At 64.4% G+C, this 14,676-nt stretch carries 16 protein-coding genes and 1 pseudogene (1 of these 17 cut by a window edge); 6 read left to right on the forward strand and 11 right to left on the reverse strand.

Features of this window, described 5'->3' with window-relative positions; translation table 11 throughout:
- The 4 genes from sphantq_RS19740 to sphantq_RS19755 all read right to left on the reverse strand — a co-directional run.
- Window positions 1-196, reverse strand: the beginning of a protein-coding gene (locus sphantq_RS19740; RefSeq protein WP_129927712.1) for an aldo/keto reductase. Its footprint begins 815 nt before the window's first position; only the first 196 of its 1,011 coding nucleotides appear in the window; its start codon is at window positions 194-196; its stop codon lies off the left edge, out of view.
- A 1-nt stretch (window position 197) separates the two neighbouring features.
- Entirely contained in the window at window positions 198-1,367 is a 1,170-nt protein-coding gene (gene pobA / locus sphantq_RS19745; protein ID WP_066609207.1) for a 4-hydroxybenzoate 3-monooxygenase, read from the reverse strand.
- Between the two features lie 168 nt (window positions 1,368-1,535).
- Window positions 1,536-3,959 (reverse strand): hypothetical protein, encoded by a 2,424-nt coding sequence (locus tag sphantq_RS19750; protein ID WP_443021581.1) that lies wholly within the window; start codon window positions 3,957-3,959, stop codon window positions 1,536-1,538.
- 3 nt (window positions 3,960-3,962) lie between these two features.
- Window positions 3,963-4,133, reverse strand: coding sequence for a hypothetical protein (locus tag sphantq_RS19755; protein ID WP_169793972.1), 171 nt, complete (start codon window positions 4,131-4,133; stop codon window positions 3,963-3,965).
- 54 nt (window positions 4,134-4,187) lie between these two features.
- On the opposite strand from sphantq_RS19755, the gene sphantq_RS19760 reads away from it, so the two are divergent.
- From sphantq_RS19760 to sphantq_RS19770, 3 genes are all read left to right on the forward strand, one after another.
- Window positions 4,188-4,751, forward strand: coding sequence for a DUF3237 domain-containing protein (locus tag sphantq_RS19760; RefSeq protein WP_244884548.1), 564 nt, complete (start codon window positions 4,188-4,190; stop codon window positions 4,749-4,751).
- Between the two features lie 140 nt (window positions 4,752-4,891).
- Window positions 4,892-6,094 carry an MFS transporter gene (locus sphantq_RS19765; protein ID WP_443021582.1) on the forward strand — a complete coding sequence of 401 codons (1,203 nt, stop codon included), beginning with the start codon at window positions 4,892-4,894 and terminating at the stop codon, window positions 6,092-6,094.
- A gap of 53 nt (window positions 6,095-6,147) precedes the next feature.
- The gene (locus tag sphantq_RS19770; protein ID WP_066609209.1) at window positions 6,148-6,423 is read left to right on the forward strand and encodes an HU family DNA-binding protein; all 276 of its coding nucleotides are present in this window, start codon (window positions 6,148-6,150) and stop codon (window positions 6,421-6,423) included.
- Window positions 6,424-6,592: 169 nt separating this feature from the next.
- Here sphantq_RS19770 and sphantq_RS19780 read toward each other — a convergent pair whose 3' ends face one another.
- Genes sphantq_RS19780 through sphantq_RS19790 form a run of 3 tightly spaced genes read right to left on the reverse strand, consistent with a single transcriptional unit; the run spans window position 6,593 to window position 8,308 of the window.
- Window positions 6,593-7,114 carry a hypothetical protein gene (locus tag sphantq_RS19780; protein WP_242496158.1) on the reverse strand — a complete coding sequence of 174 codons (522 nt, stop codon included), beginning with the start codon at window positions 7,112-7,114 and terminating at the stop codon, window positions 6,593-6,595.
- 43 nt (window positions 7,115-7,157) lie between these two features.
- Complete coding sequence (locus tag sphantq_RS19785) at window positions 7,158-8,159, reverse strand: IS3 family transposase (RefSeq protein ID WP_239659610.1); 1,002 nt, start codon at window positions 8,157-8,159, stop codon at window positions 7,158-7,160.
- Window positions 8,042-8,308: a transposase gene (locus sphantq_RS19790; RefSeq protein ID WP_048575054.1), complete on the reverse strand. Its 267-nt coding sequence runs from the start codon at window positions 8,306-8,308 to the stop codon at window positions 8,042-8,044. The genes sphantq_RS19785 and sphantq_RS19790 overlap by 118 nt, the downstream gene beginning before the upstream one ends.
- A 134-nt stretch (window positions 8,309-8,442) precedes the next feature.
- On the opposite strand from sphantq_RS19790, the pseudogene sphantq_RS19795 reads away from it, so the two are divergent.
- The 3 genes and pseudogenes from sphantq_RS19795 to sphantq_RS19805 form a co-directional block, all read left to right on the forward strand.
- A pseudogene (locus sphantq_RS19795) lies at window positions 8,443-8,799 on the forward strand (glycoside hydrolase family 3 protein); the annotation flags it as partial.
- 162 nt (window positions 8,800-8,961) lie between these two features.
- Window positions 8,962-9,213: a fibronectin type III-like domain-contianing protein gene (locus sphantq_RS19800; RefSeq protein ID WP_242496085.1), complete on the forward strand. Its 252-nt coding sequence runs from the start codon at window positions 8,962-8,964 to the stop codon at window positions 9,211-9,213.
- 11 nt (window positions 9,214-9,224) lie between these two features.
- Window positions 9,225-10,889, forward strand: a complete 1,665-nt coding sequence (locus tag sphantq_RS19805) for an alpha-L-rhamnosidase-related protein (protein ID WP_272800482.1) — start codon at window positions 9,225-9,227, stop codon at window positions 10,887-10,889.
- A gap of 282 nt (window positions 10,890-11,171) precedes the next feature.
- Here the strand turns inward: sphantq_RS19805 and sphantq_RS19810 are convergent, their stop codons facing one another.
- The 4 genes from sphantq_RS19810 to sphantq_RS19825 form a co-directional block, all read right to left on the reverse strand.
- Window positions 11,172-12,113, reverse strand: coding sequence for a Gfo/Idh/MocA family oxidoreductase (locus tag sphantq_RS19810; protein ID WP_129927121.1), 942 nt, complete (start codon window positions 12,111-12,113; stop codon window positions 11,172-11,174).
- Window positions 12,114-12,271: 158 nt separating this feature from the next.
- Window positions 12,272-13,168, reverse strand: coding sequence for a class III extradiol dioxygenase subunit beta (locus sphantq_RS19815; protein ID WP_272800483.1), 897 nt, complete (start codon window positions 13,166-13,168; stop codon window positions 12,272-12,274).
- A 1-nt stretch (window position 13,169) separates the two neighbouring features.
- On the reverse strand, window positions 13,170-13,625 hold the full coding sequence (gene ligA, locus sphantq_RS19820) for a protocatechuate 4,5-dioxygenase subunit alpha (RefSeq protein ID WP_066609102.1): 456 nt from the start codon (window positions 13,623-13,625) through the stop codon (window positions 13,170-13,172).
- Window positions 13,622-14,647, reverse strand: coding sequence for an amidohydrolase family protein (locus sphantq_RS19825; RefSeq protein ID WP_066609103.1), 1,026 nt, complete (start codon window positions 14,645-14,647; stop codon window positions 13,622-13,624). The genes ligA and sphantq_RS19825 overlap by 4 nt, the downstream gene beginning before the upstream one ends.
- Window positions 14,648-14,676: the final 29 nt, after the last annotated feature.

Consider the following 14,676-nt stretch of genomic DNA (forward strand, 5'->3'; position numbering starts at 1 on the left):
ATTCCTCATTCGCGCCGAAGCCATAAAGCGCCGCGGTGTCGAAGAAGGTCACGCCGACGTCGAGCGCATGGCGCAACAACCGCTCAGCCTCCGCCGTATCGGGCCGCGGCAGATAGGCGTGGGACAGGTTCATGCAGCCAAGGCCGATGGCCGAAACAGTGAAGGGGCCGACAGTCCGAGTGGGGAGGCTGGTCATATTATAAAGGCAATCCTACATAATTTTCCGCGATCGTCGTCTGCGCCGCGACCGAGGAGGCGATATAGTCGAGGTCGGCGACCTGCATCCGGCGATCGAACGCATCGCTATCGGGGAAGCGGTGCATCAGCTTCGTCAATTGCCATGAAAAGCGTTCGGATTTCCAGACGCGGGCCAGCGCCTTGTCCGAATAGCCGGCCACCGCGTCGCTGTCATGACGTTTCAGATAGGCGATCAGCGACTGCGACAGGTAATGCACGTCGGACATGGCCAGGTTCAGGCCCTTGGCGCCGGTCGGCGGCACGATATGCGCGCTGTCGCCCGCCAGCATCAGTCGGCCATGGCGCATCGGTTCGAATACGAAGGAGCGCAGCGGCGCGATCGACTTTTCCAGCGCGGGGCCACGGGTGATATGCGCCGCCGCCTCCGGCCCCAGCCGGATCGCCAGCTCGTCCCACAGCCGGTCGTCGGACCAGTCCTCGACTTTTTCGTCCAGCGCCACCTGCACATAATAGCGGCTGCGCGTCGCCGACCGCATCGAGGCCAGCGCAAAGCCGCGCTCGTGATTGGCGTAGATCAGCTCATGGTTGCACGGCGGCACATCCGCCAGGATGCCGAGCCAGCCGAAGGGATAGACCTTCTCATAATGGCGCGCGACCGACGCCGGCATCGCCTTGCGCGAGGGGCCGTGGAAGCCGTCGCAGCCGCACAGGAACTGCGCGTCGATCCGATGGGTCGCGCCGTTCTTGCTATAGGTGATGTAGGGCGCGTCGCCATCGACATCGTGCAGCGCCACATCGGCGGCGTCGTAGATGATCTCCAGCCCGCGTTCGGGCGCAGCCTCCATCAGGTCGCGGGTCACTTCGGTCTGACCATAGACCATCACCTGCCTGCCGGTCAGCGCCGCTATGTCGATGCGGATCAGCCTTTCCCCATCGGCCAGATGAAAGCCGTCATGCGGCAGCCCCTCCGCGTGCATCCGCGCGCCCAGCCCCAGCCGGTCCATGAGGTCGGTGGTGGTGCGCTCCAACACCCCGGCGCGGATGCGGCCCAGCACATAGTCGGGCGACGCCCGCTCGACGATGACCGCCTCGATCCCCTCGACCCGCAGCAGATGCCCCAGCATCAGCCCGGCGGGTCCAGCGCCCACGATCGCGACCTGCGTCTTCATGATCATCCTCTCCATGTCCTTTGGCATTGGAGGACATGATGCCGGGTCGCCAAGCGCACGCCCATGGCGGGACCAGCCGCTTATTTGGACGATTCAACCGACCTGGCGCCGTCGGATCAGCACTTCAGGGGCAACGCGACCAAGCATGAATGGACTATCCGCCGACGATCAGGCCGCAGGCAGCGTCACCACGCTATCGGGTGCGTCGCGCAGCCGCAAATAGAGTTTGCCGTCCTGCGGCGCGGGCGCCTTGAGCGCAGAGCCGGTATAGCCATGCGCCACCTGCGCCGCCTGGTCGAGAGTCGGCGTCGCGCCCACCGCATCGATCAGGAACAGGTCGCGCCCCGTGATCGTGCAACCGTCCGCCTTCGCTGCGCACGAAACCGCCGCGATCTGCGGCAGCCGCGCCAGCGTCACCAGCGGTTGCCAGTCGCTCGCCTCGCCCCCGCGCAGCAGGCGAAAGCGCAAGGGGCCAAACAGGGACGGCGCCATCGCCTTGGGGTCCAGCGTGGCGACCATCACATAGGGACTTTCCAGCCGCAGGCCATTGGCGGCGGTCAGTCGGATCGTCGCGCCATCCTCGACCGGCGCAACCTCGATCGCGTCGCTCGCGCTCAATTTCGTGCCCTCGCCCGCCCGCACCGAAAAGACGAGCTGGCCATTGTCCGGCAACAGATTGTCGCCATTGAGCGCCAGCACCTTGCCGTTCGCGGGCGGCGCGCCCAGGCTGACATCCTTGCTCAGCAGTCCTATCTGCGGTCGCGCGTCCGCCACCGTCAGGGCAAGGCTCACGCTCCGCTCGTCGCGCAGCTTGACCCGCGCCGTCGCCGCGCTGCCGGCTTCGAGCGCGACCGCATCGCTCTGCCCCACCAGCCGCAGCCGGTCCACCGCCCCGTCGCGCGTCAGCCCGTCCGGCCGCATCACCAGGCCGTTCACATCCACGCTCTCCACTTGGTCCAGCCGTTGCCCGGACAGTAGCGCCGTTTTGTCCCCGGCATGGAGCAGCAGTCCGTCCAGTCGGCTCGCCTGCGCATAGCTGCGCAGCGCAATCGCCGACGGCTGGGCGACGCCCTGATATTTGACCTCGATGCTGAGCGCGCCGGGCTTGCGATCGGTCAGCGGCACGGTCAGCGCCAGCGCGTCGCGCCCCTGCACCTTCCATTCCATCGGTTTGGGCGCGCCCTCCCCCTGTCGCAACATCACGCTTTCGACGCAGGCGGGCGTGCCACCCTTCAGCACCAGCCCATTGTCGCGCCCGACGACCAGAGCGGCGCTATCGCCCTCCACCGTCCATCCGCCCGCATCGGGCATCTGCACCATGAAGTCCGGCCCCTCGAACCGATCGAAGCCCCATCGGCCAAAAAGATGGCCCTGCACCGTTCCTTTGAACACTGGCGGCGCATCATCGCCGGTCAGCACATAACCGCCCCGGTCGGCGCGCGCCTCCAGCGGCAGGTCTACCGTCTCGCCCGACGCCGTCTTCAGCGCCAGCTTCACCTCGCGCGCATAGGGGGTGGAGAAGATCAGCGGAGCGCCCTCCACTGGCAACACCGTGCCCGCACGCGCCACGCAGATCGGCGCGTCGCCGCTGCGGCGCAGGCGCGGCGGACTGTCCGCCTCGATCGAGGGCATGGCGACCACCATCACAGACTTGGGTTTCTGGAAGGACGGCGCGGCGTTCAGCAGCAGCGACATCCCCTCTGGCTTGCGCACGCTCAGGGTCGGCAGATAGTCGAATTGCGGGCTGCTGAACGCGCCGAATATCTTCGCGATGTCGCGCACCACTCCGATATAGGGGCTGTAAAAGCCATAGCCCGCCTCGCGCGTCGCGGCCAGTTGCAGCGCCAGGTCGGTGGGCGCCCCGGTCAGCGTTTCGGCGATCGAACTGCTATGGACGTCCGACAACACCAGCGCGTCGCGATTGTCGAGCAGGCAGGCCGCCTGCATCTCGACCACCTTGGACAGGCATTCCTCGTTCAGCTTCATCGCCAGGCTGCGCGCCAGCGTCGGCGCGACGCTGCGCAGATATTCGGGATGGCTGTTTTCCTGCGCCTTGATCGCCGACATGAAGGCGTCCAGCCGCGACCGGTCCAGCGACGCCTGGTTCAGATCCTGCGTCGCGCGCACGAATTCGCCAGGCTTCCCCCGCACCGCGTCGGACAATACGCCCTCCGCTCCGCCGGTGTCGGGCACCAGGAACAGCACCATCTGCCGCGCGCCCTTGGGCACCGTCAGCACCAGCGCCTTGTCCTTGTCCTTCTTCTTCCAAGTCTCGGCGAACCGGACCCAATCCTTGGGCGGCGGATTGGTCGCGCCGCGCAGGAAGGCGGACACCAGGATGAAGCGCGCGCCCTGATCGGCGGGCAGATCCGCCTCGATCGACAGCCGGTCGCCTTCGGACAGGCTGGGCACTTGCGCGATCGGCAGGCTCTGGTCGCCGCGCATCACCAATATGTCCAGCGCCGGGCCGGGCAATTCGAACGGCGCAGGTTCCGCCGCACCCACCGCGGCAGGCGCCAGCATGGCCAGCGTCAGCCCACCCAGCGCGCAACGGGCGGCCCGCATCATCCTGTCGATCGGCAACGGCTTCATAATCTATCCGGCATCCAGTTTCACGCACGCCCCCCAGCGCCTTTCCCAAATGGTCAGGCATAAGCCAAGCGGAAGGATGAAGTCGCCAGCCTCCGCCCGGTTCACCCACACCGCACCGCGCGTGCCGGAACCGACCTGGTTTTCGGCAAAATCATGGACCATATTTGCCATCACGCCATCATCCTTTATGCCTGTGGCAAACGCCGCCACGTCGGCGGGCAGGGAGAGATGATGACGAGCGACATGCACCGCCGCGGCCTGCTCACGGCCTTGCCCGGCCTGGCTCTTGCCGGCGCCGCCGCCCCGCTCGCCGCGGCGCCCGGCGGCGCGCTCGCCACCCCCTCGCTCAGCCTCGCCATGCGCCTGCGCGTTCTGATCGGCGCGCCGCAGGAACTGGGCATGGTCGATGGCGTGCGTAAGCGGGTCATACCCATCACCGGCGGCAGCGTCGATGGCCCGCGCCTCACCGGCAAAGTGCTGCCCGGCGGCGCGGACTGGCAATCGATCCGGACGGACGGCACCGCCGACATCCTCGCCCGCTATTCGCTGCAAGCGGATGATGGCGCGGTCATCTCCGTCGTCAATCCCGGCTATCGCCATGGCCCCGCGCCGGTGCTGGCCCGCATCGCGGCGGGCGAAGTGGTGGACCCATCTCTCTATTATTTCCGCACCACCCCGCGTTTCGAGGTGGCGGGCGACGGCCCCCACGCCTGGCTCGGCCGCACCGTCTTCCTGTGCGCCGCCGCCCGCTTCAAGGACCATGTCGCGCTGGACATTTTCGCGGTCGGCTGACACTGACGGATGATAAAGTATAGGGGGACGGGACCAAGGATGACCGACATCAGGCATAGGCTGGACGAAGCCCCCATGGCCGGCTCCAGATCGCGGCGATCATCCTGTGCATCCTGCTAAACGCGCTCGACGGCTTCGACGTGCTGGCCATTAGCTTCGCCTCGCCCGGCATCGCCGCGGAATGGGGGATTGATCGCGCCGCGCTCGGCCTCGTCCTGTCAATGGAATTGATCGGCATGGCGATCGGATCGGTGCTTCTTGGCAACCTGGCCGACCGCATCGGCCGCCGCCCGACCATATTGGGCTGCCTCGTCGTCATGGCGGCGGGCATGGCCGGCGCGACCCAGGCGTGGGACGTAGTGTCGCTCTCGCTTATCCGTCTGCTTACCGGCCTCGGCATCGGCGGGATGCTCGCCTGCACCAACGCCATGGTCGCCGAACTGTCCAACGCCCGCTCGCGCAGCCTCGCCGTCGCGATCATGGCGGCGGGCTACCCGGTCGGCGCGATCCTGGGCGGGTCTGTCGCCTCGCACTTGCTGGTTGCGGGCGACTGGCGCGACATCTTCCTGTTCGGCGGCGGCGTTACGGCCCTCTTCCTGCCCGTCTCGCTCTGGCTGCTGCCCGAATCGATCGGCTTCCTGTTACAAAAGCGCCCCAAAGGCGCCTTGGCGCGGATCAACCGCCTGCTTGCCCGCATGGGCCACGCCCCTGCCGACGCCTTGCCCGCGCCCGATCCTACCGCGACAAAGCCGTCCTTCGCGGCTCTGTTCGCACCCGGCCTTGCACGAACCACCATATTGCTGACGCTCGCTTATTTCTGCCACATCATGACCTTCTACTTCATCCTGAAATGGGTGCCCAAGATTGTCGTGGACATGGGTTTCGCACCATCCGCCGCGGGCGGCGTGCTAGTCTGGGCCAATGTCGGCGGTCTCGCCGGCGCGCTGCTGCTGGGCGCGCTCAGTTGGCGGCTACCGCTGCGCGCACTTGTCATGTTGGCGATGGTCGCCTCCACCGTGATGGTGACGCTCTTTGGCCAGGGGCAGACGACGCTCGTCGGCCTCAGTCTGATCGCCGCCTGCGCGGGCTTCTTCACCAATGGCGCGGTGGTCGGCCTCTATGCGCTGGTAGCCCATTCCTTCCCGACCGCGGTGCGCGCCGGCGGGACCGGCATCGTCATCGGCATCGGCCGCGGCGGAGCAGCACTGGGTCCGATCCTCGCAGGCTTCCTTTTCACGCTCGATTTCGGCCTCCCGGCTGTGGCTCTCGTCATGGCGCTCGGTTCGCTGGTCGGCGCAACCCTGCTCGCGATGCTGCGGCACCCAATTAAAATCAGGCTTTGATACGATCGTTGCAGCCTCTAATGGAAGCGCTTCACTATCAAGAAGGATGCGATATGAACAATAGCGACCTAGCCGACGCCCTCGCCGGCGAGCATGACCTCACCAAGGCTGATGCTCGCAAGCTCGTCGACGCCGTATTCGTGCAGATCGCCGGCGCTGCTGCGAAAGGCGAAGAAATCTCGCTAAACGGCTTCGGCAAATTCAAGGTCAAGGATAGCCCGGCCCGTGAAGGCCGCAACCCCTCGACTGGCGCGACCATTCAGATCGCTGCGTCGAAAAAGCTTACGTTCACGCCGGCGAAGGCCGTGAAGGATCAGCTGAACGGCTGATCTTGTGCTGGAGGCGTTCCACATCAGGGGCGCCTCCTCTCATGCGACATCTCGATGGTGACGCATTTCGGGGCGATGGCGATGCCGGGGTAGAGGATGCGCTCGCTTCCAACAAGCGCCTCGTCGCCGCCCGCGATGCCGGCGTGCCGGTGATCTTCACCAACCTGGTCTATGAGCCGGGCGGCGCGGATGGCGGCATGTTCTTCCGAAAGGCGCCAGCGTTGCGCGCCTTCCCACGCGGATCGCCGGACGGCGCTTTCCCCGACACATTGCAACCGCGCGCGAACGAGATGGGCGTGGACACGGTAATGGTGACAGGCTTTTCAACCAGTGTCGCGGGCACCTCCGCGATCGCAGTCCAGCTTGGGCAGAGGAGCGGCGTGTCGCGCACCATGGTCACGCCATGGTCGCTCATAAAATTGGCGACCTCCGCATTGGCGACAGGGTAATAGGGCGACAATGCCGCTATTTTCCTGATTCCGCCATGAGCGTTGAATGCGGCGATCAGCGATTGCGCGCCCGTGCAAAGCGGAATGCCTGCGACATCCTCAATCGCCTTCGACCACCGCGCTGATCCTTCCGCACCGCCGTAGAAGGTGACGGCGGACAGCGCGTTGGCATCCTCCACGATGATGCGGCTGTAATGATTGGTGACGCCGGCACGCAGATCGTCGAAATCGGGCTGCACCACCGTTGGTCGATGGCCGCTGACGTGCTCCCCTGATTGTTACCAGTCAGAGGTAGAGTCCGGCTCCTTCATGATGGTTGGTTGAGGTGATGGCAACCTGTCTGGGGGCATGCCCCCAGACAGGTTCGCCGGCTTTCTCGGCGGGGGTTCTCCCGCCCAGTTTCGAGTGTGGCCTGACGTGGTTGTAGTCGTGCCGCCAGGCATCCAACACGAACCGGGCATGCGGCAGCGACGTGAACAGGGTCTCGTTGAGGCATTCGTCGCGCAAGCGACCGTTGAAGCTCTCGACGAAGCCGTTCTGCATCGGCTTGCCCGGGGCGATGTAATGCCACTCGACCCGCCGCTCTTGCGACCAGCGCAGGATGGCCGACGAGGTCAGTTCGGTGCCGTTATCGCTGACCACCGTATGCGGCTTGCCGCGTATCCCGATCAGCCGCGTCAGTTCCCGCGCGACCCGCACGCCCGACAGCGACGTGTCCGCCACCAGCGCCAGGCATTCGCGCGTGTAGTCGTCTACCACGCACAGGATGCGGAACCGGCGGCTGCAGGTCAGGGTGTCGGAGACGAAGTCCAGCGACCAGCGCTGGTTCGGCCCATCCGGCAGCACCATCGGCGCCCTGGTGCCCAAGGCGCGCTTGCGGCCACCTCGGCGACGGACCCGCAGGTTCTCTTCGCGATATACCCGCAGCAGCTTCTTGTGGTTGGGCGTCATGCCCTCGCGCGCCAGCAGATAGCCCAGACGCCGATAGCCGAACCGGCGACGCTCTGCCGCCAGCTCCCGCAGACGCTGCCGCAACGGACCATCGTCCGGCCGCGACGATCGATACCGGATCACCCGCCGGCTCACGCCGACCAGGCCGCACGCCCGACGCTCGCTCAGCCCGTGGTGTTCACGAGCATGAGCGACGGCTTCCCGCTTAGCGCCGGGCGTTACCATTTTTTTGATGCCAGATCCTTCAGCACCACGTTGTCCAGCATCGCCTCGGCCAGCAGCTTCTTCAGCTTCGCGTTCTCGTCCTCGAGCGCGCGCAGTCGCCGCGCCTCGGATACCTCCAGCCCGCCATACTTCGACTTCCACTTGTAAAACGTCGCCGAGCTGATCCCATGGCGGCGACACACGTCCACCGTCGCCATGCCCGCCTCCTGCTCCTTCAAGATCGCAATGATCTGCTCTTCGCTGAACCTGCTCCGCTTCATGTTCGTCCGACTCCTTTGCGTCGGACTCTACTCAAAATCGGTCACATTTCAGGGGAGCACGTCAGACGCCGCAACAGCGCGAGGCCAATTACCGCCACGCTGTCGAAACCGCGGCAAAAGCCAAGAAGGCTGTCGTCTTCGCCTGGGCGCGGCAAAATCCCATCTTCGGCCTCACCCCTGAGCAGAACAGGCTGATCGATGATGTGAGCGCGGCCAACCCCAACACCATCGTGGTGCTGAACAGCAGCTACCCCGTCGCCATGCCTTGGTTGGGCAAGGTGAAGGCGGTGCTCAACATGTGGTGGGGCGGCGACAAGGGCGGCGAGGCGACCGTCGACATCCTGACCGGCCGGGTCAGCCCGGCGGGCCGTCTGCCCTTCACCTGGGGCAAGGCGCTGGAGGATTATCCCGCGACCGACCCCCGTCATCCCGAACGCGGCGCGCGCGAAGATGGCGTCGTCACCTATTCGGAGGGGCTGGATGTCGGCTATCGCTGGTTCGACCGGCAGAAAAAGGAGCCCCTCTACGCCTTCGGCCATGGCCTCAGCTACACCAGCTTCGCCTATTCTGGCCTGACCGTGAAGCCCGCCGCCGACGGCGGTCTGGACGTCCGTTTCACCGTCGCCAATACGGGAAAGCGGGCATCGGACGAAGTGGCGCAGATCTATCTGGGGGCGCCCGCCAATGCCCCCAGGGGCATCGCCTTCCCGGTCAAGGCGCTCGCCGGATTCGACCGCGTCCATCTGGCGCCATCGGAATCGAAGACGGTGTCGATTCATGTCGCGCCACGCAGCCTGCAATATTGGGATGAAAGGGCGGCCAGCTGGACCACGCCGCAGGGCGTGCGTGCGGTTTATGTGGGCGGCTCCTCACGCGACCTGCCGCTTGCCGCCAAAAGCCGGTAGGGGATTGCGATATGCAGGGGCAATCGCTCGCCATCCGCAGGCGGCAGATCCTTGGTGGCGCGCTGGGCGTTACCTTCGCCACCCTGCTGGCGGGACCGAAGGTGCTGGCGCAAAATAGCCGTTTTGCGCCAGCGATTGCGGGCGAACCCAATGCCGAATGGGCGCGCAAGGCCGACGCTCTGATGCCGACGCTGCATAGCATCGAGCAACAGCCGGTCGCTCTGGTGAACATGATCCCCGACCCCGCGCAGATATTGCGTTTCCGCGTGGAAAAGGCCGCCACCATCGCGGACTTCGCTACCCGCAGCTTCCGCAAGGGCGACAGCTTCATCCTCGATTTCGAAGGGCACCGGACGGGTTATCTGTCCTTCGACCTCGAAACGGTCGGGCGCGAACCGGATGCGCCGGTGCGGCTGAAACTGACCTTCGGCGAAGTGCAGACCGACGTCGCCGAACCGCTGCATCCCTATAAGGGCAAGATCAGCGAAGCCTGGTTGCCCGAAGAGATCATCACCGTCGATTATCTGCCGCAGTCGGTGAAGATGGCGCGACGTTACGCCTTTCGCTATGTCCGGGTCGACGTGATCGACACTTCGCCGGGCTTTGCGGTAAAGTTCCTCAATGTCCGCGCTCACGCGGTGACGTCGGCTGGTCCCATGCCCGCGCCCATGGGCGCGACCCCGCGCCTGCGCCGGATGGACGAGGTCGCGATGGCGACGCTGCGTGACTGTATGCAAACCAGTTTCGAGGATGGTCCGCGCCGAGACCAGCGACTGTGGGTCGGCGATCTGCGGCTTCAGGCGCTCGCCAATTATGCGAGCTTCCAGAACAACGATCTGGTCAAGCGCTGCCTGTATCTGTTCGCGGCCTATCGCGACAAAGACGGGTTGGTCGCCGCCTGCGTCTACGAAAAGCCACATCCCCGCTACGGCGGTATGCACATCGTCGATTATGCCGCGCTCTTCAACGTCACCCTGCGCGATTATGTGCTGGCGACCGGCGATGTTGCGACCGGGCGCGACCTGTGGCCGGTGGCGCGACGCCAGCTGGAACTGATCGCGCGCTGGATCAATGCCGACGGGCTGTTCGTCGATCCGGGCAATATGTGGATTTTCATCGACTGGGCGGACAAGCTGGACAAGGGCGCCGCGATCCAGGGCCTGCTCACCTTCGCCTGGAGGGCGACCGCGGAACTGGCCCGACGACTGGGGATGAAGCAGGAGGATGCCAGCCTATCCCATAGGGCTGGAACGATGACCACCGCCGGCCGCGCCGCCTATTGGGACGCGCACAGCGGACGGGTGGTCAGCGGCCCCAGGCGACAGGTCAGTTGGGCCGGCGCGAGCTGGATGATGCTGGGCGGACTCCTGTCGCCGCGCGAAGGGCGCAAAGCCCTGTTCGCTACGCTGGACGATCCGGCGGCGATCAAGCCCTCTACCCCTTATCTTTATCATTATGTCGTGGAAGCGCTCATCGCATGTGGCGAAAAGAAACGCGCCATGGCGCTGCTCGAAAGCTATTGGGTGGCGATGATCGACGCGGGTGTCGATACCTTCTGGGAAGTGTTTGATCCGACCACTCCGCTGTCGTCTCCCTATGGGGACATCCATATCAATAGCTATTGCCATGCCTGGAGCTGCACGCCGTCTTATTTTCTCAGGCAGAAACTCTCCTGATGGCCCCATTCTGACATTCGCTACCAACAAGACGTGCGCTTGTTCGATGCGGGCGAAAAAGCCTTCCATGCCCATCGGCGTCGACAAGCGATGACATCATAGGGCAGGCGAACGCTGCGATGTCGGGATCATCGAATACCGCCTCGAATATCCGTTCGATGACCCCTTGCTCGACCCAGCGATAATAGCGCCGCTTGGCCGTTGCGGGAATCGCTACAGCCTAGAAAGGGCGCGACCGGTTGCCCGGCCACGCCCTTACTGCGCGCCCGAAATTATGGTTGATCAACCCGCCAGCTGCGTTTCCAGTTCACCCAGTACGCGATAGCAATCGAACACCTTGGCGACGCTGCTGTTCGGATCGCGGCCTTCGCGGATGGCGCTGATGAATTCGCGGTCCTGCAATTCGATGCCGTTCATCGACACGGCGACCTGGCTGACGTCGATCGCCTCTTCCTTGCCGTTCACCAGATCGTCGTAACGCGCGATATAGGTGTCGGTATCGCCGATATAGCGGAAGAAGGTGCCGAGCGGCCCGTCATTGTTGAACGACAGCGACAGGGTGCAGATGGCGCCGGTCTCGCTCTTCAGCTGGATCGACATGTCCATGGCGATGCCCAGGTCCGGATGGATCGGCCCCTGGAGCGCGTGCGCCGACACGATTCTGCCCGCCTGATAGGCGAACAGGTCGACCGTATGGGCGGCATGATGCCACAGCAGATGGTCGGTCCAGGACCGCGGTTCCCCCTTCGCATTGATATTCTTGCGGCGGAAGAAATAGGTCTGCACGTCCATCTGCTGGACATTGAATTCGCCCGCCTCGATACGGTTGTGGACGAACTGGTGCGACGGATTGAAGCGGCGCGTGTGGCCGACCATGCAGACGAGACCGGTTTCCTCCTGCTTCTTGAGTACCGCCTGCGCATCGGCCCAGCTATCGGCCAGCGGAATTTCCACCTCCACATGCTTGCCCGCATCCATGCAGGCGATCGCCTGCGCCGCGTGCATCTGCGTGGGCGTGCACAGGATCACAGCGTCCACATCGTCACGCGCCAGCGTCTCGTTCAGGTCGGTCGTCACATGGCCGATGCCATATTTCTCCGCGACCTTCTTCGTCGCCTCCAGTTCGCGGCCGATGATCGAGGTGACGGTGACGCCATCGATATTCTTGAGGCCATCAAGATGCTTTTCGCCAAAGGCGCCGGCGCCAGCCAGGGCAATACGCATGAAAAACTACTCCAAAATAAGCCCCTCCCTTTTAAGGGAGGGGGAAGGGGTGGGTGCGAGCGAAGCGAGCCAGCGCCCATCTTGAAGGCAGAAGCGATTGCTAACGCAACCGCCCCCACCCCAACCCCTCCCCTGAAGGGGAGGGGCTTTAAGTTGGTTTATTCAGCCGCGATCGCGTTCACCGTATCGTTGCCGGTCATGTCCAGCCCTTCGCCATTGTCGGGGCGCAGCACCATATGGCCGATCGCGGTGTTGGAGCAGGGCACATGATAATGGCGATGCAGCGCGCGGGTTTTCTTGCCCAGCGCCCCGCGCATCACCAGCCACATCACCATTTCGATGCCTTCGCTGCCGGTTTCGCGCAGATATTCGATATGCGGGATGCGGCGCAGATGGTCGCTCTCGCCGATCAGCCCGTCCAGGAACATATTGTCCCATTCCTTGTTGATCAGCCCGGCGCGCGGCCCCTGCAACTGGTGGCTCATGCCGCCCGTGCCCCAGATCTGGACGTTGAGGTCTTCGGGGAAGCTCTCGACCGCCTTGCGCACCGCCTCGCCCAGCGCCCAGCAGCGATTGCCCGATGGCGGGGGATAGGTGACGACATTGACCGCCAGCGGCACGACCTTGCACGGCCAGGCGTCGGGCTTGCCGAACATCATGGAGAGCGGCACGGTCAGGCCATGATCGACGTCCATCTCGTTGATGATCGTCATGTCGAACTCGTCCAGGATCAGGCTCTGCGCCATGTGCCATGCGAGGTCGGGATGTCCCTCCACGTCCGGCACCGCGCGCGGCCCCCAGCCTTCGTCGGCCGACTTGTAACGCTCGCCACAGCCGATCGCGAAGGTCGGGATGATCTTCATGTCGAAGGCGGAGGCGTGGTCGTTATAGACCAGGATGATGACATCGGGCTTTTCGGCCTTCTCCCATGCGCGGGTCCAATCGTACCCGGCAAAGATCGGTCCGAAATAATCGTCGCGATCCTTGTTGAAGTCCGACGCCACGCCCAGCAGCGGCACATGGCTCGACGCCACGCCAGCAGTAATCCGCGCCATATCAGCGATCCTCTTTCTTCGCGGCGGCGGCCGCCGCTTCATTGGCCTTGATCGACCGGGCGCCTTCGGGCGAACGCCCGCCCCGCATCATCATTTCCCGATATTCGGGGAACGCCATGTCTGTCATGGTGCTGACCGCCTCGGCAAAGGGAACGCCGTCGGTCGAAAACAGCTTGGACAGGAAATAGACATTGCCGCCCAGGTCCAGGCACTTGTTATAATCGCGCGCCAGCACGCCCAGCTTCTGCTCCTCGGTCAGCGGCCATTCGTCCAGATAGGCGCGCTCGTCCGCCTTGAACTTCGCGCGATTTTCATCCTTCATCAGGCTCATCGCAAACTGGTTCAGATGATAGCCCTGCCGGGCGCGCTTGGCGGTGAAGACGCGGGTGCCCGGAATATCCTCCATCTCGGCGAGATATTCGTGGATGTCCTGATGTTTGGGATCTTCTGTTATCATAGTCCCCTCTCCTTCAATTGGGCGTCGAGGCGCGGGAAGACGCGACGGGCATTGCCCGCGAAGATTGCGGCGCGTTCCTCGTCGCTCACGTCCAGCGCATCGACATAGCGTTTGGTGTCGTCGAAATAGAATCCGGTGGTCGGGTCGATGCCGCGCACCGCGCCGACCATTTCCGACCCGAACAGGATATTCTTATTCTCGATCACGTCGGCCAGCAGGTCCACGCCCGGCTGGTGATAGACGCAGGTGTCGAAGAAGATATTGTTCATCAGGTGCGTCGACAGGTCGGGCTTCTTGAGCATGTCCGCCAGCCCGCGATAGCGCCCCCAATGATAGGGCACCGCGCCGCCGCCATGCGGGATGATGAAGCGCAGCGTCGGGAAATCCTTGAACAGATCGCCTTCCAGCAACTGCATGAAGGCGATCGTATCCGCCGCGATATAATAGCCGCCGGTCGCGTGCATCGCCGGGTTGCAGCTGCCCGACACATGAATCATCGCCGGCACGTCCAGCTCGACCATCTTCTCGTAGAAGGGATACCAATATCTGTCGGTCAGCGGCGGATGGGTGAAATGCCCGCCGCCCGGATCGGGATTGAGGTTGCAGCCGATAAAGCCCAGTTCGGTGACGCAGCGCTCCAGCTCCGCGATGCTGTTGCTCATGTCGGCCTTGGGCGACTGCGGCAACATGCACACGCCGACGAAGGTTTCGGGGAACAGGCCGACGACGCGCGCGATCAGGTCGTTGCAGCGGATCGCCCATTCCTTCGCCACCGCCTCGTCGCCCACATGCGGCGCCATCGCGGATGCGCGGGGCGAAAAGATCGTCAGGTCCGCGCCGCGCTCCTTGATCAGGCGCAACTGGTTCGCCTCGATCGTCTCGCGAATCTCCGCGTCGCTGATGTCGGGATAGGGCGGGCACGGCGTCCCGGCCTTGAACGCCGCCTTCTGTTCCTCGCGCCAGGCGTCATGGCCCTTGGGCAGGACGGTGTAATGACCGTGGCAATCGATAATCAGGCTCATCGCGTCTCTTTCCTCAACCCTTATTCCGT

The sequence above is a fragment of the Sphingobium sp. AntQ-1 genome, assembly GCF_028538045.1.
In the GTDB taxonomy this organism is placed as follows: Bacteria; Pseudomonadota; Alphaproteobacteria; order Sphingomonadales; family Sphingomonadaceae; genus Sphingobium; species Sphingobium cupriresistens.